The following is a 22458-nucleotide window of genomic DNA, read 5'->3' on the forward strand; positions in this document are numbered from 1 at the left end:
GCCCGGACAAGGATCCCCATGGACACCAGGGAGATACTCACCCGGTTCAAGAGCGGCACGCTGGCCCGGGAACAGGCGGTGACACTGCTGACCGCCCACCCCGGTGCCACGGACGGGGAACCCGCCCCGGCGCCGCGACCGGACCCCGCACCCGCACCCGCACCCGCACCCGACAGCACCGTGCCGGTCCCGGACGCGTACGCGATCACCGCCGTCCACGGGCGGTTCCCGTACGCGGACGACCTCGACGCCTACTGGCGCACCGCCCTGGACGGCGGTGCCGAGCGGCGGTCCGCGTCCTCGCCGGACCCCGAACGGTTCGACGCGGCCTTCTTCGGGATCGACCCGGACACCGCCGCCCGACTCGCCCCGCAGGAGCGGGTGTTGCTGGAGACGGTCTGGCGGACCCTGGAGGACGCCGGACACGTCGGCGCCCGCCTCGACGCCCTCATCACGGCCGACGGCGAGCCCCGCTCGGTCGGCGTGTACCTCGCCCACGGCCCGCTCGGTGCCGCCTGCGGCGGGGCCCTGCCGGGCCGCCTCTGCGACCTGCTCGGCCTGCGCGGACCGGGCCACTGCGTCGACACCGGAGCCTCGTCCTTCCTCGCCGCCCTGCACCTCGCGACCGCGGCGCTGCGCACCGGAGACTGCGCCGCGGCGCTGGTCGCCGCCGTCGACGCGGCCTGCGCGGGCGCCGTGCTCGTACGGCCCCTCGCCGCGGCGCGGGCGGCCGGGGACACGGTCCACGCGGTCGTCCGCGGCGGCGCCCTCGCGCACGCGGGACGCGCCGCCGACGCCGACGCCCGGCTCGCCCGGCGGGCCCGGGCCGCGGCGGACCTCGGCACCGCGGACATCGCCGTGTGCGAGACACCGGTCGAATCCGGCGCCGCCGGTGCCGCCACCGGCTTCGAGGCCCTCTGCCGTGCTGTCCTCCAGATCGGCCGCGGCACCCTCCTGCCGGCGCCCGGCCGGACGGCGCCGGCCGCCTGGCCGCGTCCTCGCGACCCGCAGGGACACCCGCTGCCCCGCCGCGCCTCCGTCGCCGTACGCGGGGAGCACGGCGCCGCGGCCCACGTGATCCTGGAGGAGCCGCCCGAGCACCGACCCGAGGCCCGCGGCACCGCCGCGGCACCGGGACGGCCCGAACTGATCCTGCTGTCGGCGCCCACACCGCGGCATCTGGCGGCCACCGCACGGCGGTTCGCCGACCGGCTCGGCGCGCCCGCCGACGCCCTTCCCGCGCTCGCCGATCTCGCCACGGAACTGCGCATCGGCCGCGCCGCCCTGCCCTGCCGCCTCGCCCTGATCGTGCGCACGACGGGCGAACTCGCCAAAGAGCTCAGGGAGTTCGCCGACGGGACCGCTCCCGAGCCCAGCGCTGACCTGCGGGGGAGCGGCGCGAGCGGACTCCTCGACCCGGAGCTGCCCGAGACCGCGCACTACCTCGCGGCCCTGCGCCGGGGCGGCCGCCTCGCGGCGCTGGCCCGGCTCTGGCTCGCCGGGGTCGACGTGACCCGCGGCGAGGAGACCCACGGCCGCCCCGCCGTGCCCCTGCCCGGCTCCGCGATGCTGCCCGGCCCGGCGGACGCCGTGCCCGCGACCAGTGACGGCGCGGCCCGATGACCCTGACCGCGACCGAGCGGCCGTACGCCGCCGCGCCCGCCGGGACCAGCGCGCCCGTGAAGATCTGGCTGTGCCCGAACGAGGACCTCCCGCCGGACCTGGCGAGCGTCCTGGCGAAGAACTGGCTCGACGAGGAGGAACGGCGCACAGCCGGCCAGTTCCTCTTCGAACGCGACCGCCGGCAGTACCTCGTCGCCCACACCCTGGTCCGGCGGGCACTGGCGCTGGAGGCCGGACTCGCCGAGGCGGAGCTGGTGATCTGGCGTTCCCCGCGCGGGCGTCCCTTCCTGCGGCCGCTTCCCGGCGGACTGCCGCGCGGCGGCGGCCACCTGGACTTCAACCTGTCGCACGCCAACGGCTACAACCTGCTCGGCATCGTGCGCCGGCACCGGGTCGGCGTGGACGTCGAACTCCTCGGCCGGGACGCGCAGGCCCTCGGCACCGTCGCGTCCACCTTCGCGGCCGAGGAGCGGGAGTGGGTCGCCCGCGCCGCGCCGGGCCGCGACCGGGACCGCCGGGTGCTGCGGCTGTGGACCCTCAAGGAGGCCTACTCCAAGGCGCGGGGCCTCGGACTCGGGCTGCCCTTCGACGAATTCGCCTTCACCCTCGCCGACGGCAGCGGCGTGACCGGCTTCCGCCCGCCGCCCGGCGACCCCTTCGCCCGCTGGCGGTTCCTGGAACTGGAGCCGGTCCCCGACGTGCTGGTCGCGATCGCCGTTCCCGCCGACACCGGCGGCGACGACGAGCCGGCCGCCCTGCAACTCCACCACGGCTTCCCCTGGGCCCGCGATGCCCCGCACCACATCGACCTGCCCGAGCCGCTGGGTCCGGGCGCCTCCTGACCGCGGCCCCGGTCAGGGCGCGTGGACTTCGGCTAGAAGGCCGCTAGAGGAAAACGCGTCGGACGACGGACCCCGCTAGCGTGCTGGGCGGCCCGGTTTTCGGACGCCGGAGGAACTCGGACCAGGAACTCGATGAGGGTGGAGGACGCCGTGCAGATCAAGATTCTCGGTCCGTTGAGCGCCGAGGTGGACGGCACCTCGATCGTCCCGACGGCCGGCAAGCCCCGGCAGATCCTGTCGCTCATGGCCCTGTACCCGGGCCGCGTCATGCCCGTGCCCACGCTCATGGAGGAGCTGTGGGACACCGCGCTGCCGGCGAGCGCGCTCACGACGCTCCAGACCTACATCCTGCAACTGCGCCGCAAGCTCGGCACGGCCATGGGCCCCGGCGCCCCGGCCGGCGTCCGGGACGTCCTCGCCACCCGCCACGGCGGCTACCTGCTGCAGATCGCCGAGGACTGCGTCGACGTCTACCGGTACGAGAAGCTGGCGCGCGAGGGCCAGGCCGCCTTCGCCACCGGGGACAACGAAGTGGCCGCCGCCCGCTTCCGGTCCGCACTCGACCTGTGGTCCGGTGCCCCCCTCGTGGACGTGAAGGCCGGACCGGTCCTGGACATCGAGGTCCGAAGACTGCGGGAGAGCCGGCTGGTCACCGTGGAGCGCCGCATCGACGCCGACCTGCGGCTCGGCCGGCACGCCGAACTCATCGCCGAACTCACCGATCTGACGGTGCGTCATCCGCATCACGAGGGCCTGCACTCCCAGTCCATGCTGGCCCTGTACCGCTCGGGACGGCAGGCCTCCGCCCTCGCCGCCTACCGCCGGCTGCAACGCGCCCTGGTCGAGGAACTCGGCGTCGAGCCGTCCCCGCAACTGCAGCGCATGCACCAGGCGATGCTCGCGGTCGACCCGCAGCTGGACGTCCTGGCGGGACCGCGCAACGGCTCGACCTTCGACCTGTTCGCGGCCTGAGCGGCCACCCGAACCCGCCCCCCCTGCTCCCGGGAACCACGAACCCCCGGCCCCGACGGGCCGGGGGTTCGGCGTGTCATGGCCAGTCGTCGTCGGACGTCGTGTGCCGCGGAGCCCCCCGGGAGGTGCCTCCGCCCCGGAGCACGTCGCGGTGCACAGGAATCGAATACGTCATGGGCGACCCCCGAAAGGCTGGACGAGGCGCGGGCGCAGGCGCCGGCCGACGGTGCTGGAGATCCTGCCCTGATCCGCTGGACCTCCGCTGGACCTCCGCTGGAGAAACGCGTGAACCCGGACCGAGGGCCGGGGCACGGCCATGGCAAACGTTTGCCCGGCTGTTGCCCGCCGCTCTACGCTCGACGCGGTCATGACGACACCGGCCGTTCGCGGCCCACAGCCCGCCGCTGGGCCCGTGTTCCCGGAGGGAAGCCGCTTATGCTCCGACAGCCCGCGTTCGGCCAACGCCTGAGGAAGATGCGCCTCGCGCAGGGGCTCTCCCAGACCGCCCTGGCCGGCGACGGCATGTCCACCGGCTATCTCTCCCGCCTGGAGTCGGGCGCCCGCCAGCCCACGGACCGGGCCGTCGCCCACCTCGCCGCCCGACTCGGCGTGCAGCCGGCGGACTTCGAGGAACCCGCGGGCGGCTCCCTGGCCAACGCGCTCACCCTCGCCGCCTCCACCGGGGCCGACGACGCCATGGACACCCTGCGCGACGCGCTGGCCGCCGAGGCGCACGAGTCACCGGTGCTGCGCTGGCAGACCCTGTGGCAACTGGCCCGCCATCGCAGGCTCCAGGGCGACCACGCGGCGGAGCGGGCGTACCTGGACGACCTGGTCGCCCTCGGCGACGAGGTCGACCTTCCCGCCCTGCGCGTACGGGGCCTGAACCGGCTCGCACGCTGCCTGCGCACGCTCGGCGAGATCTCCGCGGCCCTCGACGCCGCCGTCACCGCCCACCGCCTCGCCCGGGAGCACTCCCTGGGCGTGGAGGACCGGGCCGGTGTGCTCCTCGCCCTCGTATCGGTGGAGGCCGAGGCGGGCCGGCTCCCGGACGCCCGCGCGCACGCCGACGAACTCACCGCCCTCGTCGAGGGCCGCACGGACACCCTGTGGGCGGAGGCCGTATGGACCGCGGCCTCCGTACGCACCCGCCAGGGCGACCACCAGGGCGCGCAGGCGCACTTGGAACAGGCCCTCGACCGGTTCCCCAGCAGCGAGGACCTGGTGCTGTGGCTGCGGCTGCGGCTGAGCGCGGGACGGCTGTACCTGCTGAAGACGCCCGCCGACCCCGAGGCCGCCGAACGATGCGCGGCGGCCGCCGGACAGGCCCTCTCCTTCGTCGGCACCGACGGACTGCGCCAGCAGCTCACCGCGCTCAAGGCCGACATCGCCTTCCGGACCGAGCGGTACGACGAGGCCCGCGTCCTGCTCGCCGACCTGGAGGCGCAGCCCCTGCGGATGTCCTACGTCGACCAGGTCAGGCTCGACGTCCTGCGCCACCAACTGCGCGTCATGGCAGGTGACATGACCGGCGTGGACGGCTTGCGCACGCTCGCCGAGCAGGCCCAGGCCGACGCCATGATCGACCTCGCCGCCGAGATCTGGCGCATCCTCGCCAAGACGCTCTCCGCGCTCCAGCACGGTTCGACCTCCTCTGCAGCACCGGCCGCCACGCTGGGCGGTCAGGCAGCATCCACGTAGACGGAGGGACATCCATGAAGAACTCCCGTAGGACCGCGGGCGCCGCCGCGGCCGCCGCGCTGGCCACCGGTCTCGTCCTCGCGGGCGCGGCGTCGGCCACCGCCGCACCCCAGTGCATCTCCTCGCCCACGCAGCTGGAGCAGAGCCTCCAGCAGGCCGTCGCCCTGGAGCGGGCCGCCGACACGGGTGAGCTGGCGCCCACGTCCGTCGGCAGGATGTGATGACCGGCACCGAGGACGGCGCGGGCACCTCCTGGTGTCCGAGCGGCGTCGCCGACGCACCGGAGTCCGTGCTGCTGGGAGTGCGCTCCGGCGCGGACGGTCAGGTGGCCTACCTGGCCGAACCCGTACCGGCCGCCACCGCGCTCGGCATGGTGCCCGCGGACATCGAGCCCCGCAGGATCCTCCGGTTCGCCTCGCACTGCGTCGCCTCGTGCGCCAACCGGCGCGGCGACGACTGCACCCTGATCGAGCGGGTCGTGGCGGGGTTCCCCGAGCAGGAGTCCCGCAGCCTTCCCCGGTGCCATCTGCGGGCGGACTGCAAGTGGTGGGGGCAGGCGGGCCTCGCGGCCTGCCGCCGCTGCCCCGCCGTGTCCACCCGTCACCACACCGACGACGAACGGTCCGTCCTGGTCGCCGATCCTGCCGCCACCGCGGACGAGATCGACGCCCACTTCGCCCCCAGCGGCTGAGGTCCGTCGCCCACCGACGCGGGACGTGAGCGTCCCGGGGCCCGCCACGCCCCGGGGCGCCCACGTCTCACGTCACCGCCGCTTCGTGCGTCTGCTCCCGGCCCGCCGCCCGTTCGACGGAGCGGCCCGTGGTCAGGGTCCGCACCTGGCGGCTGCACAGTGCCGCCGCCGTCACCCCCACCACCAGCGCGGCGCCCGTCAGCAGCGTGCTCCGCACCCCGAAGTGGGCGGCCACCGGGCCCGCGGCCATCTCGCCGAGCGGCAGCGCGACGAACGAGCCGAGCGCGTCGTAGGAGTACACCCGTGCCAGCCGGTCCGCCGGGACGTTCTCCTGCAACGACACGTCCCAGGCCACCCCGAACTGCTCCAGGGCCGCGCCGTTCGCGAACATCGCGACGCTGAGCAGCAGGGCCCCGGGCGCCTCGGCGAGCACCACGAGCGGCAGCGACTCGACCGCCACCAGCGCGACACCGACCAGCAGGGCGTGCCGGATCCGGGACCGGGCCGCGAGCACCCCGCCGGCCACCGCGCCCAGCATCTGCGCGGCGAGGACCGCGCCCCACACCCCACGGCCGAAGGTGTCGTCGGCGACCACCGGGCCCAGCACCTGGATGCCGCCCGCGACCACCGCGTTGACGACCATGAACTGCACCACCACGATCCACACCCAGCGGCGCGCGGTGAACTCCTTCCAGCCCTCCGCCAGTTCCCGCAGCGGGCGGACCCGCTCGGCCGGCGCGGGGGACTTCTCCCCGGCCGCCTTCACCCCGGAGAAGAAGACCGCGGCCCCGGTGAACGCCACCGCGTTGCCGAGCAGCCCCCACCCGGGACCGAACACGGCGGCGACGATGCCCGCCAGCGACGACCCGGCGATCGCACCGATGTTGGTGGCCATGCGCATCACCGCGTTGGCCGGACGGAGCAGGTCGTGCGGCACCGTCTGCGGCGTGAGCGAGGCGGAGGCGGGCAGCGACAGCGCCGCCAGCGCGCCGTTGAGGACGCTGAGCACCACGAGCAGCGCGATGGACGTCGCGTCCAGCAGCACGCTCACCGCGATGGCCGCCTGCACACCCGCCGCGGCCAGCGCCGAACCCTGGAGGACGAGCGTGCGCCGCACCCGGTCCGCCACCACGCCGCCGACCAGCAGCAGCGCCACGTTCGCCAGCGACCGCGCCCCGACCACGAGGCCGAGGTCCGTGGCGCGGCCCGTGGTGTCCAGGACCGCGAAGGCCAGGGCGACCGGCGCCATCGCGTTGGCGAAGTAGACCAGCATGCGTCCCGCGGCCAGGTTCCGGAACGACCCGTGGCGCAGGGGAGTCCACGACCCCGTGCTGTCCGTGATGCCGTTCATGCGCGTGTGAGCTCCGTTCCGGCCGCGGGGGCCGTCGTCCGTGTGCCGGTCGCGGGGGCGACGGCGAAGTGCACCCGCGAGACCGAGATGCCGAGGTCCTGGACCGCGTAGGGACAGAAGTAGTACGCCTGCGGGGTCGCTCCGGACGCCACCGCGAGGGTGAACGTGGTACGCACCCGGTCGCCGGGGCCGGCCGCCTCCACCCGGCGCAGCACCGGGGCGGCCCTGGCGTCCAGGTAGACCGGCAGCACGATGCCGAGGTTGACCGTGCCGGCCCGCCGCGCCACGGTCTCCACGACCACGTCCAGGGCGGAGCCCGCGACGACGGTGTCGGCCGCCGTCACCTCCAGCGGCGCCGCGCCGTCGTGCGCGTTGGCGACGTCGCCGCAGCGGGCGCACACCACCTGCACCGTGTCCGTGATCGCGGGCACCCGGCCGCGCCGGCGGTAGGCCCGCAGCGGACGTCCGCACGGGCAGGGCACGTCCAGGTCGTACGGCGCGTCGGCGACGCTGCGTTCACCGAAGTAGGTCGGGAACTGCAGCACCGGGTCGTCGTGGTGCTTGGCGAAGCGGTGGGCGAGCGCCAGGTCGAGGGACGTGGTCTCCCGGGCGATCGCCGCCGCGGACGCGGCGGCCTCCGGCGCGGCGAGCGCCACGGTGCGCACCACGTCGTGCAGCAGGGTGTCCGCGAGGGAGCGCAGCCGGGGCCGCAGCGGATGGTCCTGGCCGAGCAGGCCGCTGTCGAGCAGCCCCGTCAGACGGGCGCCGAGCGCGTGCACGTCGAGCCCGTCGGCGGGGCTCCGCTCCTCCCCTGCCCCGGGCCCCGGTGCGGCGGGGGCTCCCGAGGACTCCAGGCCCACCTGCGTGAACGCCGGGTACGGATTGATGTCGCGCAGCGCCTCGTTGACGGCCGAGGCCGTGTTGCCCGCCCCGCGGGCGCCGTCCAGCCACACCAGGTTCTCCGGCCGCTGTCCGTCGCAGGCAGTGAGGGTTGCGAGGACGGTCTGGGCCGGCCCGTCCAGGGCGTTCAGCAGGATCAGGTACTTGGGGTCGTACATGGCGTGGCCCGCCGTGGCCCCGCTGAAGCAGTTGGCGAGCACCAACTCGGCCGCCCGCACGGAGCGGGCGGGGATCAGCTTGTCCATGGGCTTGGTGCAGCCCAGACCGTAGGCGCACTTGGGGCCGGCCGCGCCGGGGGCGGCCGGGACCGGACTCGCCCCGCACAGCGTGAACTGGCCCAGATTCAGCTGGTCGTCCTTGCCGTTGCCGTGGAAGAGGACCCGGCGCCACACCCGGCCGAGGGCCAGGTCCCGGACGTCCAGGCGCTGCACGTCCTGCGCGCCGCACCACACGTCCGCGCCCGCCGCCGGGGCGGCCGTGTCCAGCTCGGAGACGACGCCGACCTCGGCGTCGGCCGCCACCTGCGCGTACTGCTTGGCCACCACCCAGCTGAGGCTGTGCACATCACGGCCCGTCAGCTGGAACACCGCCCGCCCCGTGGTGTGCGCGGCGTCGAGCAGGGGCTGGATCGTGTCGCCGCGCAGCCGCGCGTACGACCCGAGCAGCAGCACCGACCCCTCCCCGGGCAGCCCGTCCGCGTCGTGCACCCAGCGGCGGGCCAGCGGCCGGGCGAGCTCCAGCAGTGCCTCGGGCAGCTCGGGGTCCAGGACCAGGCCGGTGTCGGCCGGGGCGGGCGTGCGGCGGCCGGTGTACACCTGCTCGGCCAGCGCGATGCCCTCCAGCAGGTCGGCGCGCTCCCCGGTCCACACCGGCAGCGGCCCGCCCTGCCCGTACGCCTTCACCGCCTGTGCGTAGGCGTCCGGTTCGGTGTGCGCGGCGAAGACGCTCATGACGCGGGCCCCTCGCCCGTCTCGGCCACCGTCAGCTCGAAGTGCCGCAGCACCGCGTGCATCCGCTCCTCCACCTCGGCGGCGGTGGCCCCCTCCACGTGGACGTAGCCGGTGGAGGCGTGCGAGGCGCGCGGCGGGTCGAGTACGTCGCCGACGGCGGCCGTCAGGTGCGCGCCGATGACGCCCGGCAGCCGCAGCAGTTCCTGCGCGGAGCTGATGTGCGTCACCCGGCCGGGACGGGTCGGCAGCAGCAGGTCGCCCACCGCCCGGTCGTTGGTGTAGCGCGGGTGCGGCACCCGGTCCAGGTAGGTGTCGAGGATGACGTGGAGGAAGTCGAAGCCGTAGGCCAGGCCGTGGTTCATCGGCACTTCGCAGCCGCTGAGCCGCGCCGCGACCTCGCTCATCACGAACGAGCCGTCCTCCTTGAGGAAGAACTCGCCGTGCAGATAGCCGTGCGGGATCCCGAGTCCGTCGGTGAGCCGCTGCGCCAGCTCCCGCGCGTCGACGGGGATCTCCTCGCTCGGCGCGTACGTGATGTTGGCGTTGATCTTGCCGTCGAGGACCTCCAGGATCGGCACCGGGTTCTTCGACAGGTACGCGTCCAGGACGACGCCGCGCGTGACGACCGCGCACAGCTGGAACTCCTGCCCCTTGATGTACTCCTCCGCCATCCACCGGAGTTTCGGGTCGAGGTCCGGAACGCCGGCCACGTCGGCCGGGGTGTCGAGGCGGTAGGTGCCGATGCACGAGTCCGCGTCGATCGGCTTGAGGATCACCGGCCAGCCGGACTCCTCGCCGAAGGCGACCACGTCCTGTTTCGTCGTCACCGCCCGGTAGCGGGCGTGCGGGATGCCGAGTTCGGCGTAGCGGTCCTTCATCGTCGTCTTGTCGCGGACCCAGCCGACCTGTTCCTGGCTCAGGTGCGGCAGGTCCACGAGCTGTGCGAAGCGCTGGGCGTCGGCCTGGAGCGCCTCGTTGGGGTTGCAGAAGAAGCGGGGCCGCGGCAGCGCCGGGGTGCCCTTCACCCAGCGCAGGTACCGGGCCGCCTCGTCCTCCAGGGGGGCCGAGGTGTTCAGGGTGAACGTCGGTACGTGCGCGGTCCGCCGGACGTACTCCTCGGTCAGCGGCACGGAGTCGAAGCGCAGCAGGACGACGTTCACGTCGTCGCGGTCCAGGACGTGGTCGGTGAAGGTGGCCCGGCGGCTCTCCACGAACAGGACGGTGGGCACCGCGACCGGGGCGACGGGAGCGGCGGGGGCGAGGGTGGGGACGAGGGTCAGGGTGGCGTTCATGGTCGTACTCCAAGGTCCGGTGCGGGCGGGGGAGGCTGCGGTCAGCCGATGACGCGGGTGGCGCCGTCCAGGCGCCCGGGACGGGTACGGCGCAGATCGCGCACCAGGTTGACCCGCTTGAGCCAGCGGTCCCCGCCGTCGAACCCGGCGCGGAAGGAGCGCCGGCCGTGCACCACGTTGCGGTTGTCGACGAAGCAGACCGCGCCGGTGGGCACGACGACGTCGGTGAGGTTGCCGTCGAGGTGGGCGATGACGTGGGCCAGCGCCTCGGCGGCCTCCGCGTCGCCGTCCTGGGCCCGGAAGAAGTCCCGGTCGATGCGGAGCACCGGCAGATCGGCGTGGCCTTCGAGGACGGGCACCGGCCGGGGCACGAAGGCGCCGTCGGCGAACTCGTGCGCGGAGTCGGGCAGGGCGATGAAGCGGGGCTCGGCCAGGACACCGCGGATGTGGTCGGGCAGCCGCCGCGGGTCGACGTGGGCGACGGTCGTGGCGACCGAGGCCGTGTTGCGCAGCGCCAGCAGGCCCACCCAGTCGGCGCGGTAGGGGGAGAAGGCGTCCTCCGTGTGCCAGGCCAGTTCGAGGGCGCTGGACGCGGAGATCAGGCTGTTCTCGAAGCCCTTGCTCGGCAGGATGTCGGTGACCAGCCGGCCCGCCTGCTGCGTGGCCCAGCCGGTGACGTCGCCCAGCAGCGCCGCGTACAGCACCAGCAGGCAGCCGTACACCTGGCTCGCCTCGGTGTCCGCCTCGCTCCAGTGCCGCGGGGTGGCGCCGAGCGCCTGCTGGTCGACGAGGTTGCCGCGGATCAGTGTGGCGTGCGTGGCCTCGTCGCGCCGCGCCGCGTTCAGGTGACGGCGTACCGCGATCGGCAGGTCGTGGGCGAGCACCGGCGCCTCGTCGAGGAAGCGCGGGTCGTCGGCCGCCTTGTACGTCTTCAGGCAGGCCGCCGCCAGGGCGTGCGCGGCGCGGGCCTCACGCGGCGTCAGGTCGAGCGCGTGGTGGTGGGCCGCGGTGAGGGTGTCGTCGGCGATCGGGGCGGGAGCCGGCGCGGTGAGGGTCATGGCGTTCTCCGGAAGCAGGTCGGTGGCGGTGGCGGGTGCGGGGGTGCGGGCGGCGGTCACAGGGACTCGCCCGGCCGGCTGCCGAGATGGTCGAGGCAGAGTTCGTAGAGGTCCTCCGGGTGTGTCTCGTGCCAGCCCTCGGGGGCGGCGACCGCGGCCGGCCACAGTGCGTGGTGGCCCCGGGGGTCGGCGAGCACCACGAAGGTGGCGAACTCGTCGGTGTACGGGTCGTCATCGGCGGGCCCGTCGAGGACGCTCAGCCGGCCGTCGGACTCCACCCGGGCGGCCTGACCGGTACGCCACATCCGGGCCGTCGTGCCGGGCGCCGCGAACGGGTCGGGCAGGAACCGCTCCCCGGTCGTCGTGGGCGTCGCGGCGTAGCCCTGGGCCACCCCCACGCCCGCGATGTACAGGGCGCCCGTCTCGCCGGGGCCCACCGGGCGCAGCGCGGCGTCCAGGATGTGGGCGCGGTAGCCGGGGGCGGGGCGGGCGGGTCCGTCGCCGGTCTGCTCGACCACCAGGCGGCCCTCCGCCCAGCCGCCGCTGACGGCCAGTTCGGCGCCCTCGGCGCGGGCCAGGGTGAGCAGCGCGCACAGCGTCTCGTCCGCGCCGCCGACGACGGTGCGGGCCCCCGTCGCGCGCAGCCAGCCGAGCACCTCGTGCGGCACGGCGCGGATGAGCGAGTCGTCCGGCACGTGCACCCGGGCACCCGAGGCCAGCGCCCCGAGCAGACCGAGCGCCGCGTCCCCGTCCGGGTAGCCGCGCACCAGCCAGGCGGCCTCCGCGGGCCGGGCCAGAGTCGCTGCGGCGACGGCGGCGGAGCCGACCACGACCGTGCCCTCGTCGGTGGGCACCAGCAGCAGCGGGTCGTCGGCGCCCGCAGGGCGCAGCCGGTCGGCGGCGGTGAAGGGCCAGTGGCCGGCCGCCGCGGGCTCGGCGGCCTCGTCGCGCACCAGACGCGCCGCGCCGGGTACCTCGGCGAGCAGCAGGTCGGCCGTCTCGTCGAGGAGCAGCACCACGGGCCGCAGGTGCCCGGGGAGCGCGGGGACCGTGTCCGAGGGGTCCACCGGCAGCAGTGCCGCTCCCGTCCTGGCGACGGCGAGGGCGGCCACCGCGAAGGCGGCCGGCGAGGACAGCGCGGTCAGCACCGAGGTGCCGGGGCCCGCCCGGTGCGCGAGCAGCGCGTGCGCCAACAGGTCGGCGCGGGCGTCCAGTTCGCCGTACGTGAGCGCGGGCAGCACCTGCGCCTCGGGTGCGTGGGCCACCTGGGCGGCGATGAGCGCGGCGGGGTCGCCCGGGGGCAGTGCGGCGTCGGCGCCCGCCCAGACCCCGTCCGCTCCGGCGCCGCCGGGCGCCGGGCGCAGCCGGCCGACGGTGAGTGCCGGGTCGGTGAGCGCGGCCTCCAGGACGGCGACGAAGCGGTCGGTGAGGGAGGCGGCGGTGGCCTCGTCGACCGACGCGGCCGGGTAGGCGGTGGTGAGGCCGATCCCGGCGCAGCCGCCCGCCGGGGTCTGCCGCTCGGTCAGGGTGAGGCCCAGGTCGGCGCCGGGCACCACCGGGGGCCGCGGCTCGGGGCGCACGGTCAGCCCGGCCGCCTCGAAGCGCACGTCGCTCTCCTGCAACACCGTGAGGGCGACACCGCCCGGCAGGGCGAGCGGGCTCGTGCCGTCGCGGTAGGCGGCGAGGTCCGTCTCGCGCACCAGGCGCAGCAGTTCGGTGAAGCTCGTGTCCGCCGACGCGTCCACGGTGAGGGCCAGGGTGCGTCCGTAGGGGCCGACCGCATCGCGCAGCGCCTCGCTGTCGCGGGCCGGGACCGGGGCGGCGACGGTGATCCCGCCGCGCGGGCCGGTGTCCGCGCCGAGCTGGATGAGCAGGGCGACGAGCGCCGCGTGCGCCACCATGAACGCGGTGACGCCGTGCTCGGCGGCGAACGCGGTCAGCCGGGTGTGCAGGGCGGCGTCCAGCTCGGCCGCCGACGTGGTGTGCCGCGGATCGGCCGGAGCCGGCGCGGGAGCGTGCGGAAGAGGGGTGGGCGCGGTGTGCCCGTGGCTCGCGCGGGGCGCCGAACTCCGGGCAGCGGGGGAGCGGTGCGGGGTGTCGCCGGTGGCGCGGGCGCCGTAGGCCCGGGCGAGTTCCGCCGCCAGCGGCAGGTGCGACCACAGGTCGACCGCGCCGGCGGGCAGGGACAGTTCGAGGAGGTGCTCGTCGGCGGACAGGGTGCGCAACTGGGTGCCGGCCGCGCCGATCCGTGAGTTGCGCAGCGCCTCGTGCCGGTTGCCCAGATCGGCCAGGGCGGCTTCGAGGGCCCGCTCGTTCAGCGCGCCGTGCAGCCGCAGCGGCAGGATGACGGCGCCCTCCGCGCCGCCGGGACCGGTGCAGGCGGCGGGGGCGTCGCCGAGCAGCGCGGCGAACGCGGCCGGTGTCGGTGCCTCGTACACCGCCCTGCTTCCGGGGTCGGCGCCCAGCACCGTACGGGCCTTGGACAGCAGGCGGGCCGCGGCGAGCGAGTGCCCTCCGATGCGGAAGAAGTCGGAGTCGGCGTGCACCTGGCCGCGCGGCACTCCCAGCACCTCGGCGAACAGATCGCGCACGATCTCCTGCAAGGGGGTGCCCGGGAGGCCGCCGGTCCGCTCGGCGGTGAACGACGGGGCGGGCAGGGCCTTGCGGTCGACCTTGCCGTTGGCGTTCAGCGGCAGTTCGTCGAGGAGCGTCAGGGCCGACGGGATCATGTAGTCCGGCAGGCGCTCCTGGAGATAACCGTTGAGAGTGACGTCGAGGCCGACGGTGCGGTCGAAGGCGTTCGGCGTGTTCGCGCAGGTCCCGGCGGCGGCCGCCGGGCCCGTGTGCACACCGGTCAGCGCGCCGGCCGGCACCTGGTCCGGGTCGACGAAGACGACGTCGAGCAGTGCGGCGCCCTGCCCCGACCAGGTCGGCAGCGCCAGGTAGCCCAGGCGCTCACCGGCCGCGCACAGTTCCTCGGGGTCCGGTGCGACGGCGGGCAGGGCGGCCGCCGCCTCCAGCTCCGCGAGCGCCGTGTGCTCCTCGTGCACCCGGCGGTTGGGCACCGCGGCCAGCCGCAGCGTCGCGGGCCGGCCGGCCTCCAGGCGCGTGGTCACCGCGGCGGCGGAGGCGAGGTCCCGGCCCCAGTGCAGGACGGGGGCGGCCGCGAGGTCGGCGACCGGTGCGGCGGTGGAGAGCACGGCCTCGTAGCGGTAGCGGCTCAGTTCGTTGTGGTGCACGCCCCGCTTGACGCGTACGTCCACGGCGCGCACGGCGGGCAGGTCGCGGGCCAGCGCGTCGAACAGGGCCGGGGCGAGGAGGAGTTCGGTCTCCAGCTCCACGCGCTCGCCGATGGAACGCAGCAGGGCGTCCCGGGTCTTGTCCGCGCCGCCGGGGGAGGCCAGCTCCACGCCGGTCTGGAAGGTACGGGCGAGGTCGAGGTTGCGCAGATCGCCGAGGAGCAGCGCGCCGCCGGGGGCGAGCAGCCGCAGGGCGCCCTCGATCACGCTGCGCAGGTAGTCCAGGCCCGGGAAGTACTGGATCACCGAGTTGATGACGACGGCGTCGAAGTGGCCGGTGGGCAGGCCGCTGGTGTCCTCGGCGGCGCGGCGGCGCAGGTGGACCTTCGCGGCGAGCTCGGGGTCGGCCTGCGTCTGGGCGGTGAGCGCCGTGATGACCCGCTCGGAGAAGTCGGTGCCCCAGTACTCCTCGCACTCCGGGTCCCTGGCCAGATGTCCCATCAGCAGGCCGGTGCCCACCCCGATCTCCAGGACCCGGCGGCGGGGCAGCTCCCGGATGCGCTCCAGGGTGGCGCCCTGCCACTCGCGCATCTGCTCCAGGGGGATCGGCCGCGCGTCGTAACTGCTGTTCCAGCCCGCGAAGTCGGTGCCGAGCTCGGCGGACCCGGCGTCGTCGTACAGCGTCTCGTAGATCTCCTTCCACTCGGTGATCTGCGCGTCGGGCTCGGCGGCGGCAGCGGCCGGCGGCGCGGGCACCACGTGGGCGACGAGCCGCTTGTCGCCGTCCGGCGTCTCGTGCAGCGACACCGCCGCCGCGGAGACTCCCGGGTGGCCGGTCAGCTGCGCCTCGATCTCGCCGAGTTCGATGCGGAACCCGCGCAGTTTGATCTGGTTGTCGACGCGGCCCACGAACTCCAGTGCGCCGTCCTCGCGCAGCAGCACGACGTCGCCGGTGCGGTAGAGCAGGCCGCCGCTGCCGGTGAAGGTGTCCTCGACGAAGCGCTGCGCGGTCAGTTCGGGGCGGTCGAGGTAGCCGGTGGCGAGCCCCGGCCCGCCGAGCAGGAGTTCGCCGGTGGCGCCGGGCGCGACCGGGGTGCCGTCGGGGGAGACGACGACGGCGACGGTGGTGCCGAGAGCCCGGCCGATCGGGATGGTCCGCGCGTCCTCGGCCGGCTCGTCGACCGCGTGCCAGGTGGCGAAGGTGGTGGTCTCGGTGGGCCCGTACACGTGCAGCAGCCGCTCGGGCGCTCCCGCCGCGAACACCTCGCGCACCCGGCGCGGGTCGCAGGCCTCGCCGCCGAACAGCACGGTGCGCAGCGGGGCGAAGGCGCCGGGGCGCTCCCGGGCGATGAGGTTGAACAGGGCGGTGGTCAGGAAGATCGTGGAGATGCCGTGGGCGGCGACCGCCTCCTGGAAGCGTCCGGGGTCGACGACGGACTCCTTGGCCAGGCCCACCAGGCGGGCCCCGGCGGCGAGCGTCGTCCAGATCTCGAACGTCACGGCGTCGAAGGCGGGGTTGGCAGCCTGGGCGACCACGTCCGTCGGGTCCAGGCGCAGGTAGTCGTAGGACCGGGCGAAGTCGACGACGGCCCGGTGGGGGACGACGACTCCCTTGGGCGTGCCGGTCGTTCCCGAGGTGTAGCAGACGTAGGCGGCGTCGTCCGGGCCCGCGGCCGGCTCGGGCAGGGCGGCGGGGCGCGCGGCGATCGCGTCGGCCTCGGCGTCGAGGTCGACGACCACGGTGTCGAGCCCCCGGTAGTCATCGGGTGCGGCGCCCTGCGTCAGCACGGCGCGTGCCGTGCTGTCCCGCACGATCAGGCGGCGGCGCTCGGCGGGGTTGGCCGGGTCGACCGGTACGTAGGCGGCGCCGGTCCGCACGACGGCGAGGAACGCGGTCACCATGGCGGGGCCCGGCGCGATCGCCGTCACCACCCGGTCACCGCGGCCCACGCCCCGAGCCCGCAGGTGGGCGGCGAGACGGTTGGCGGCCAGGCTCAGTTCGCCGTACGTGAGGGACACGTCGCCGGCGTCACCCGGGTAGGTGAGCGCGGTCGCGTCGGGCCGCAGGTGGACGTGCTGCTCGACGAGGTCGGAGACCGACAGGACCGACATCACTTAGCTCCTAACGACGGGCGCTCTGGGCGTGGCAACTTCTTGCCAAGATGGTGGCAACAGGGCTTCGAGGCCCTGTCTCGGAAGACTTGAGCGGCGGTGGAGCCGCTGGTCACGGACGAAGTCGGCGGCGCCTCGCGCGCGTGGGGTTTGCCCCGGGAGCGAGCCGTGCTTCCCGGCGAACAGCCGAAACCCCCGCGGCGGCCTGTGGCCGGCGGGGGTTGTCGATGGCGCGCGCCCGTCGTGCACGGGCGGGGGGATCAGACAGCGGCGGTGGCGGGGGCGACGGGCCAGTCCTCGGCCGGGGCGACGGCGGGGGCGACCGGCCAGTCCTCGGCCGGGGCGACGGCCGGGGCGACCGGCCAGTCCTCGGCCGGGGCGACGGCCGGGGCGACCGGCCAGTCCTCGGCCGGGGCGACGGCCGGGGCCACGGGCCAGTCCTCGGCCGGGGCCGCCGAGATCGACGTGTCGAGGCTGAGCGCCGACGCGGCCGTGGTGCTGATGCCGAGACCGGTGAAGGCGGTGGTGGCGACGGCGGCGACGGTGACGGCGATCCGGGCGATGCGCTTCATGACTGACTCCTCTGTGACAACTCTGCGTTTTCCGCTTGGCAACCTTCTGCCAAGAAGATTGGCAAGGCGTTCTCGGGAATCACTTGCAAATCGGTCAATTACGGCTCGACTTGGACGCCAGGGGCACTCCATGAACCGCCGAAAGAGCGCGGAAAGCGCTGGTGAAACGCGCCTGGCCTGCGAAGCCGCGGATCGACGACCCGTCCGGAAACGCCTTGGCAAAGCTGGGCAACCGCTGGAGAACGGATCGGGCGGGAACCGGCAGGGGCGCCGACGCCGGGCCGCATTGTCCCTTTCGGCCCTTCCGCTAGAGCGCCGCCGGAGCGCATGTTGCCAACTGCCGGGGGGAGTTGGCAAGGTAATGCCAATTCACTGGCACATAGTTGCCACATGGAATGGGGGGAGGCCCCGGACATGACTGCGACGGCCCACGGCGATCCCAGGGTCCACCTGGACGCGGCCGGACTGGGCTCCATGCCCACCGCCGCCCGCGCTGCCCTCATCGAGTGGACACGTCACGAAGACCGCTACGGTCCCCACGAGTTGGAGGAGTACCTGGACGATGTCGTGCACGACGAGCTCCGCGCGCGCCTGACCCACCTGCTGCGGGCGCCGACCGACGACACCGTGCTGTTCACCGGCTCGGCGGACGCCTTCGCCACCGTGGTGTCGCGCCTGCCGCTCGGCCCGGACGACCGGATCTGGACGACGCCTTACGAGGGCGTCGCCAACCTCACCGCCCTCTACGCGGTACGCGACCGCACCCGGTGCGGTCTGGACGTCGTCCCGCTGCGTCCGGACGGCGACCTCGACACGGAGTGGATGGCCGCGCACATCGACGACGACGTCGCGTTCGTCTCGGTGACGCAGGTGCCGGCGGGCTGCGGCATCGTCAACCCCGTCGAGGCGATCGGCCGCATCCTCGCGCCCCATCGCTGCCTGTACGCCGTCGACGCGTCGTACGCCGTGGGGCAGTTGCCGGTGGACGTGACGCGCACCGGCTGCGATCTGCTGACCGGCGACGGCTGGCGGTTCCTGCGCGGACCGCGGTTCATCGGGTTCGCCCATGTCTCCCGCAGACTGCGCGAGACGCTCGCCCCACCCGGGATCGTGCCGCTGGTGCCACCGCACGGAGCGGCCGTCGTCGCACTGAGCGCGGCCCTCGCCGAGCACCGGACCGACGCGTCGGACGAGGCGCTGACGGCCGCGCTGCGCGCCGCGGTCGAGGAGGCGCCCGGTACCGAACTGATCGTCCCGGGGCGGCTCCAGTCCGGCATCCTCGCCTTCCGGCACGAGCGGATGCCCGCGGCGCACATCCGGCGCCGGCTGGCGGCCCGCGGTGTCGACGTGCGCAAGACGGTCGCCCAGGAGACACCTCTGTACCGCCCCGGGCCCGGATTCACCACCGCCGTGCGCGCCTCCGTCCACCAGGACAGCGCGCCGCGGGACATCGAGCGGTTCGGCGCGGCGCTGCACGAGATCCTGGCGCAGGAGGTCCCACACCCGCACCTGCGGCCCCGCACCCACCGGCACGTCCCGAACCGCCGCGGCACGGCTCCGGTCCGCCCGGCCCTGACGCTGGTGGGAGGCGCATGACGAGGCGTCGGATCCACTAGAAACCGCACGAGCGGTTTGTTACTGTCCTGGTGTGGGTCCGCCCGTACGCCGCGTCGCCCCGCAGCCAGGAGGAGCATGATGGTCAAGCAGGAGCGGGCGGTCCGGACCCGTCAGATACTGGTGCGCGCCGCCGCCGAGTCGTTCGCCCGGGACGGGTTCGCGCTCGCCTCGCTCACCATGATCAGCCGGCGCGCGGGGGTGAGCACCGGCGCCCTGCACTTCCATTTCGCGAGCAAACGGGCGCTGGCCGACGCCGTCCTGCACGAGGCCGCCGCGGCCCTGGAGCGCACGACCTGCCGGGCCGACCGGGCACCGGACCCGCTGCGCGCGCTGGTCGAGGCCACGCACGGGCTGATGGACGGCATCGTGGGCGACGCCGTCGTGCGCGCCGGGTTCGCCCTCTCCGGCGACCCGGCCCGGACGCGGGGGGACGTCGATCTGCGGCAGCAGTGGCAGCGGTGGATCGAGCGCACGCTGCAGCGGGCCGAGTGGGAGGGGCGCCTCGCCGAGGGGACTTCCTGTGCGCAGATCGCACCCACCGTCGTGGCGGCCACCGTGGGCTTCGAGGTCCTGGGCTGCCGCGATCCCGACTGGCTCACCCGCCGGAAGATCGACCGCTTCTGGGAGTTGATGCTGCCGCGGCTCACGGACGGGGCCACGGCGCGAGGGTGATCCCGGGCCGGCCCGCCCCCGACCAAGAAACAGCGCTAACGGTCTGTTTTTTCCTCGTCCCGTTTCGGCTGAGCGGCGTAGACCGCGACGAAGGCAGCGAACTGCCGGGCCCCGCAGGCCGGTTGAAGCGCGGCGAGCGGCACGCTCCTGCCGAGCCCGCGCGACAGGGCGCGATGCGTCTCCAGAGCGGCGGCCACCAGTTCGTCGGAGGAGGAGGAAGAAGAAGCAGCAGCAGAAGAGGCGGGAGGGGGAGCTGAGTGCGCCACGGCGGTTCTCCTCGGTGTCTCGTCGGCCCGCACGCCGTCCAGGGGGATCGGCGCGGTGGGCTCAGGCCAGGTCGTCACGGGTCACCCGGCGGTGGGCGATGCGCCACTCGCCGCTCTCGCGCGTCAGGACGTCCTCCATGACACACACGTGCAGGGACCTGGACGCCGCGCCGGGCGGCACGGTGTACACCAGCGCCGAGCAGCGCGTGCGCAGGGTCCCGTCGGCCTGCGGCCGCACGTCGAGCACGCCGATCCAGTGGTCGAGCCGGTCACCGGCCCGCCGCCGAGTCTCCGCGCCCGGGCGCGGGTAGCGGGCGAGTCCGGCCCGGGCCGGCAGTGGGCCGGGCAGGGAGGGCAGCTCCAGGAGGGCGTCCTCGGTGAAGGTGCCGGCCCAGCGCGCGGTGTCGTGCACGTCCAGGATGCGCATCTGATCGGCGTAGAAGCGCTGTGCCTGCGCGTACAGGGCGGCGAACTCCTCGCCGCCGGGGGTGTGTTCGCCGGTGCTCACCAACTCGACGGTCATGGTCCGGCCTCGCTTTCGTCCGTACCGGGAACTGCCGGGAACACCGAGGGGCCGGGCCGTCCGCGGGGTTCCGGGACACCGGACTCGGTTCCGCCAGCTTCCGGGAGCCGGATCGCACCCCCGTCCAGTCCTCCTCGAGCGCGCGCCTCACGAGAAGGCGCCACGAGAACCGGTCGAGGCCCGCTGGTGCCGGGCGCCGACGCGCATCCCTCCCGGCTATCGTCCGAACGTCCCGGCCCTGACCGCCGGTCACCGGAGTGAGTGCCTCGTCGAGGGAGTCGCCATGCACAAGGCGGAAGAGCCGGAGCTGCGCCTGTTCGTGTTCCACCACTCCGGTGGTTCGCACCTGGCCTACCGGGACTGGCCGGCCCACTTCCCGGCCGGCTGGGACGTGCGCAGCCCCGACGCGCCCGGCCGCGGGCCGCGCGACGGGCGCCCCGCGCTGAGGAGCACCGGAGCCCTCCTGGATCACTTCCTGCACGAGCTGGACGGCGAACTCGTCGGCCGTTTCGCGTTCTTCGGGCACAGCATGGGCGGCATGGTCGCGTACGAGCTGACGCGTCGCCTCCTGGACGCCGGCCGGACCCCACCGGTCTGGCTCGGGGTGTCCGCGCGCGGCACCCTGCACCCGGACGGGGACGCCAACCGTCGGCATCTGCTGTCCGACGAGGAACTGCGCGACGAGCTGACGGCCATGGGCGGCACCCCGTCCTCAGTGCTCGAACACCGGGAGCTGTGGGACCTGTTCGCGCCGACCATCCGTGCGGACCTGCGCATCAGCGAGACCTGGCGCACCCCGCCGCTCGCCGCGCCGCTGCCGGTGCCCCTCTCGGTGTTCGGCGGCGCCCGCGACCAGGTGGCGCCGCCGCACCGGCTCGACGGCTGGTCGGCCGTCTCCGAGCGCTTCCTCGGCCTGCACCTCTTCGACGGCGGTCACTTCTACTTCAAGGATCGGCTCCCGGAGGTCGCCGCCCGGATCCGGCAGGACGTACGCCGTGCCGAGGCGCTCACCGGGGCCGCTCCGGCGGTGGCGGCGGGCTGAGCGCCTCGCCCGCGCGCCACGGCCCGGCCCGGATCAGGCCGCGCCGACGACCTCGCGGCGCGGCCGCCACTCGTCGGCCGTGGGGGGCCGGGTCTCGTCCGGGTCCGGCAGGATCACGGTGCCGACGCCCTCGTCGGTGAACATCTCCAGGAGCACCGAGTGCTTCACCCGTCCGTCGATCACCCGGGCGGCGCCCACTCCGCCGCGCACGGCGTTCAGGCAGCCCGTCATCTTGGGCACCATGCCGTCGTGCAGCTCGGGCAGCAGCTTCTCCAGCTCCCCTGCGGTCAGCCGCGGGATGACCTCCTCGCTGTGCGGCCAGCCCGCGTACAGGCCGGCGACGTCCGTCAGCAGGACGAGCCGCTCGGCGCCCAGCGCGGTGGCGAGAGCGGCCGCCACGGTGTCGGCGTTGACGTTGTAGACCCGGCCGTCCTCGACGCTGCGGGCCAGGGGTGAGACCACCGGGATCCGGCCGTCCGCCAGCAGACTGTCCAGGGCCCCCGTGTTGACGCCCGTGATGTCGCCGACCCGGCCCACGTCCACCGGCTCCCCGTCGATCCACGGCCGGTGCCGCCTGGCGAGCACGGTGTCCGCGTCCTCCCCGGTCATGCCGACGGCGAGCGGGCCCGAACGGTTGATCAGGCCCACCAGTTCGCGCTGCACCTGGCCGGCCAGAACCATCCGCACCACGTCCAACGCGGGCTCCGTGGTGACCCGGAGCCCGCCCCTGAACTCGCGTTTCAGACCGCGCCGGGCGAGCTCGGCATCGATCTGCGGTCCTCCTCCGTGCACGACCACGGGGCGCAGCCCGGCGTAGCGCAGGAAGGCGATGTCGCGGGCGAAGGCAGCCGTCAGGTCCTCGTTGACCATGGCGTGCCCGCCCAGCTTGATGACGACGGTGCGTCCCTGGTGCCGGGCCAGCCACGGCAGCGCGTCGCCGACGGACTGGGCCTTGAACAGGGCCGGGTGTGTGCTGGGGGACATCAGAACCTCGCTCGCCGGGTGGCGGATTCGCCGATCGGGCAATGGGCGCTC

Annotated in this window: 18 protein-coding genes; 9 read left to right on the forward strand and 9 right to left on the reverse strand. The window is 74.7% G+C overall.

What is annotated here, in order from left to right; translation table 11 throughout:
- The first annotated feature begins 18 nt into the window (after positions 1 to 18).
- The 6 genes from ABII15_RS38600 to ABII15_RS38625 all read left to right on the forward strand — a co-directional run bounded on the left by ABII15_RS38600 (position 19) and on the right by ABII15_RS38625 (position 5829).
- On the forward strand, positions 19 to 1623 hold the full coding sequence (locus ABII15_RS38600; RefSeq protein ID WP_353947357.1) for a beta-ketoacyl synthase N-terminal-like domain-containing protein: 1605 nt from the start codon (positions 19 to 21) through the stop codon (positions 1621 to 1623).
- On the forward strand, positions 1620 to 2465 hold the full coding sequence (locus ABII15_RS38605) for a 4'-phosphopantetheinyl transferase superfamily protein (protein ID WP_353947358.1): 846 nt from the start codon (positions 1620 to 1622) through the stop codon (positions 2463 to 2465). Before ABII15_RS38600 ends, ABII15_RS38605 begins: the two co-directional genes overlap by 4 nt.
- Positions 2466 to 2615: 150 nt before the next feature.
- Positions 2616 to 3437, forward strand: coding sequence for an AfsR/SARP family transcriptional regulator (locus tag ABII15_RS38610; RefSeq protein WP_111668694.1), 822 nt, complete (start codon positions 2616 to 2618; stop codon positions 3435 to 3437).
- Positions 3438 to 3872: 435 nt separating this feature from the next.
- The gene (locus ABII15_RS38615) at positions 3873 to 5138 is read left to right on the forward strand and encodes a helix-turn-helix transcriptional regulator (protein WP_353947359.1); all 1266 of its coding nucleotides are present in this window, start codon (positions 3873 to 3875) and stop codon (positions 5136 to 5138) included.
- A gap of 14 nt (positions 5139 to 5152) precedes the next feature.
- Positions 5153 to 5359, forward strand: a complete 207-nt coding sequence (locus tag ABII15_RS38620; RefSeq protein WP_111668633.1) for a hypothetical protein — start codon at positions 5153 to 5155, stop codon at positions 5357 to 5359.
- The gene (locus tag ABII15_RS38625) at positions 5359 to 5829 is read left to right on the forward strand and encodes a hypothetical protein (RefSeq protein WP_111668632.1); all 471 of its coding nucleotides are present in this window, start codon (positions 5359 to 5361) and stop codon (positions 5827 to 5829) included. Before ABII15_RS38620 ends, ABII15_RS38625 begins: the two co-directional genes overlap by 1 nt.
- Positions 5830 to 5896: 67 nt before the next feature.
- On the opposite strand, the gene ABII15_RS38630 is transcribed toward ABII15_RS38625, so the two are convergent.
- From ABII15_RS38630 to ABII15_RS38655, 6 genes are all read right to left on the reverse strand, one after another.
- Positions 5897 to 7180: an MFS transporter gene (locus tag ABII15_RS38630; RefSeq protein ID WP_353947360.1), complete on the reverse strand. Its 1284-nt coding sequence runs from the start codon at positions 7178 to 7180 to the stop codon at positions 5897 to 5899.
- Positions 7177 to 9030, reverse strand: a complete 1854-nt coding sequence (locus ABII15_RS38635) for a hypothetical protein (protein ID WP_353947361.1) — start codon at positions 9028 to 9030, stop codon at positions 7177 to 7179. Before ABII15_RS38635 ends, ABII15_RS38630 begins: the two co-directional genes overlap by 4 nt.
- Positions 9027 to 10322 (reverse strand): ATP-grasp domain-containing protein, encoded by a 1296-nt coding sequence (locus tag ABII15_RS38640; protein ID WP_353947362.1) that lies wholly within the window; start codon positions 10320 to 10322, stop codon positions 9027 to 9029. The genes ABII15_RS38635 and ABII15_RS38640 overlap by 4 nt, the downstream gene beginning before the upstream one ends.
- A 41-nt stretch (positions 10323 to 10363) precedes the next feature.
- Positions 10364 to 11440, reverse strand: a complete 1077-nt coding sequence (gene gntD / locus ABII15_RS38645) for a guanitoxin biosynthesis L-enduracididine beta-hydroxylase GntD (protein WP_353947363.1) — start codon at positions 11438 to 11440, stop codon at positions 10364 to 10366.
- Positions 11437 to 16731: an amino acid adenylation domain-containing protein gene (locus ABII15_RS38650; protein ID WP_353947364.1), complete on the reverse strand. Its 5295-nt coding sequence runs from the start codon at positions 16729 to 16731 to the stop codon at positions 11437 to 11439. The genes gntD and ABII15_RS38650 overlap by 4 nt, the downstream gene beginning before the upstream one ends.
- A gap of 260 nt (positions 16732 to 16991) precedes the next feature.
- Positions 16992 to 17303, reverse strand: a complete 312-nt coding sequence (locus ABII15_RS38655) for a hypothetical protein (protein WP_353947365.1) — start codon at positions 17301 to 17303, stop codon at positions 16992 to 16994.
- Between the two features lie 414 nt (positions 17304 to 17717).
- Here ABII15_RS38655 and ABII15_RS38660 point away from each other — a divergent pair, with 414 nt between their 5' ends.
- Positions 17718 to 18899 carry an aminotransferase class V-fold PLP-dependent enzyme gene (locus ABII15_RS38660; protein ID WP_353947366.1) on the forward strand — a complete coding sequence of 394 codons (1182 nt, stop codon included), beginning with the start codon at positions 17718 to 17720 and terminating at the stop codon, positions 18897 to 18899.
- A gap of 96 nt (positions 18900 to 18995) precedes the next feature.
- Complete coding sequence (locus ABII15_RS38665; protein WP_353947367.1) at positions 18996 to 19592, forward strand: ScbR family autoregulator-binding transcription factor; 597 nt, start codon at positions 18996 to 18998, stop codon at positions 19590 to 19592.
- Positions 19593 to 19627: 35 nt separating this feature from the next.
- Here ABII15_RS38665 and ABII15_RS38670 read toward each other — a convergent pair whose 3' ends face one another.
- Both ABII15_RS38670 and ABII15_RS38675 read right to left on the reverse strand, forming a co-directional pair.
- Positions 19628 to 19858, reverse strand: coding sequence for a hypothetical protein (locus ABII15_RS38670; RefSeq protein WP_353947368.1), 231 nt, complete (start codon positions 19856 to 19858; stop codon positions 19628 to 19630).
- Positions 19859 to 19919: 61 nt separating this feature from the next.
- Positions 19920 to 20381, reverse strand: a complete 462-nt coding sequence (locus tag ABII15_RS38675; protein ID WP_353947369.1) for a nuclear transport factor 2 family protein — start codon at positions 20379 to 20381, stop codon at positions 19920 to 19922.
- Positions 20382 to 20664: 283 nt separating this feature from the next.
- On the opposite strand from ABII15_RS38675, the gene ABII15_RS38680 reads away from it, so the two are divergent.
- Entirely contained in the window at positions 20665 to 21423 is a 759-nt protein-coding gene (locus tag ABII15_RS38680; protein WP_353947370.1) for an alpha/beta fold hydrolase, read from the forward strand.
- 33 nt (positions 21424 to 21456) lie between these two features.
- Here ABII15_RS38680 and argB read toward each other — a convergent pair whose 3' ends face one another.
- Complete coding sequence (argB, locus tag ABII15_RS38685) at positions 21457 to 22407, reverse strand: acetylglutamate kinase (RefSeq protein WP_353947371.1); 951 nt, start codon at positions 22405 to 22407, stop codon at positions 21457 to 21459.
- Positions 22408 to 22458: the final 51 nt, after the last annotated feature.

The organism is Streptomyces sp. HUAS MG91 (assembly GCF_040529335.1).
GTDB lineage: Bacteria > Actinomycetota > Actinomycetes > Streptomycetales > Streptomycetaceae > Streptomyces > Streptomyces tabacisoli.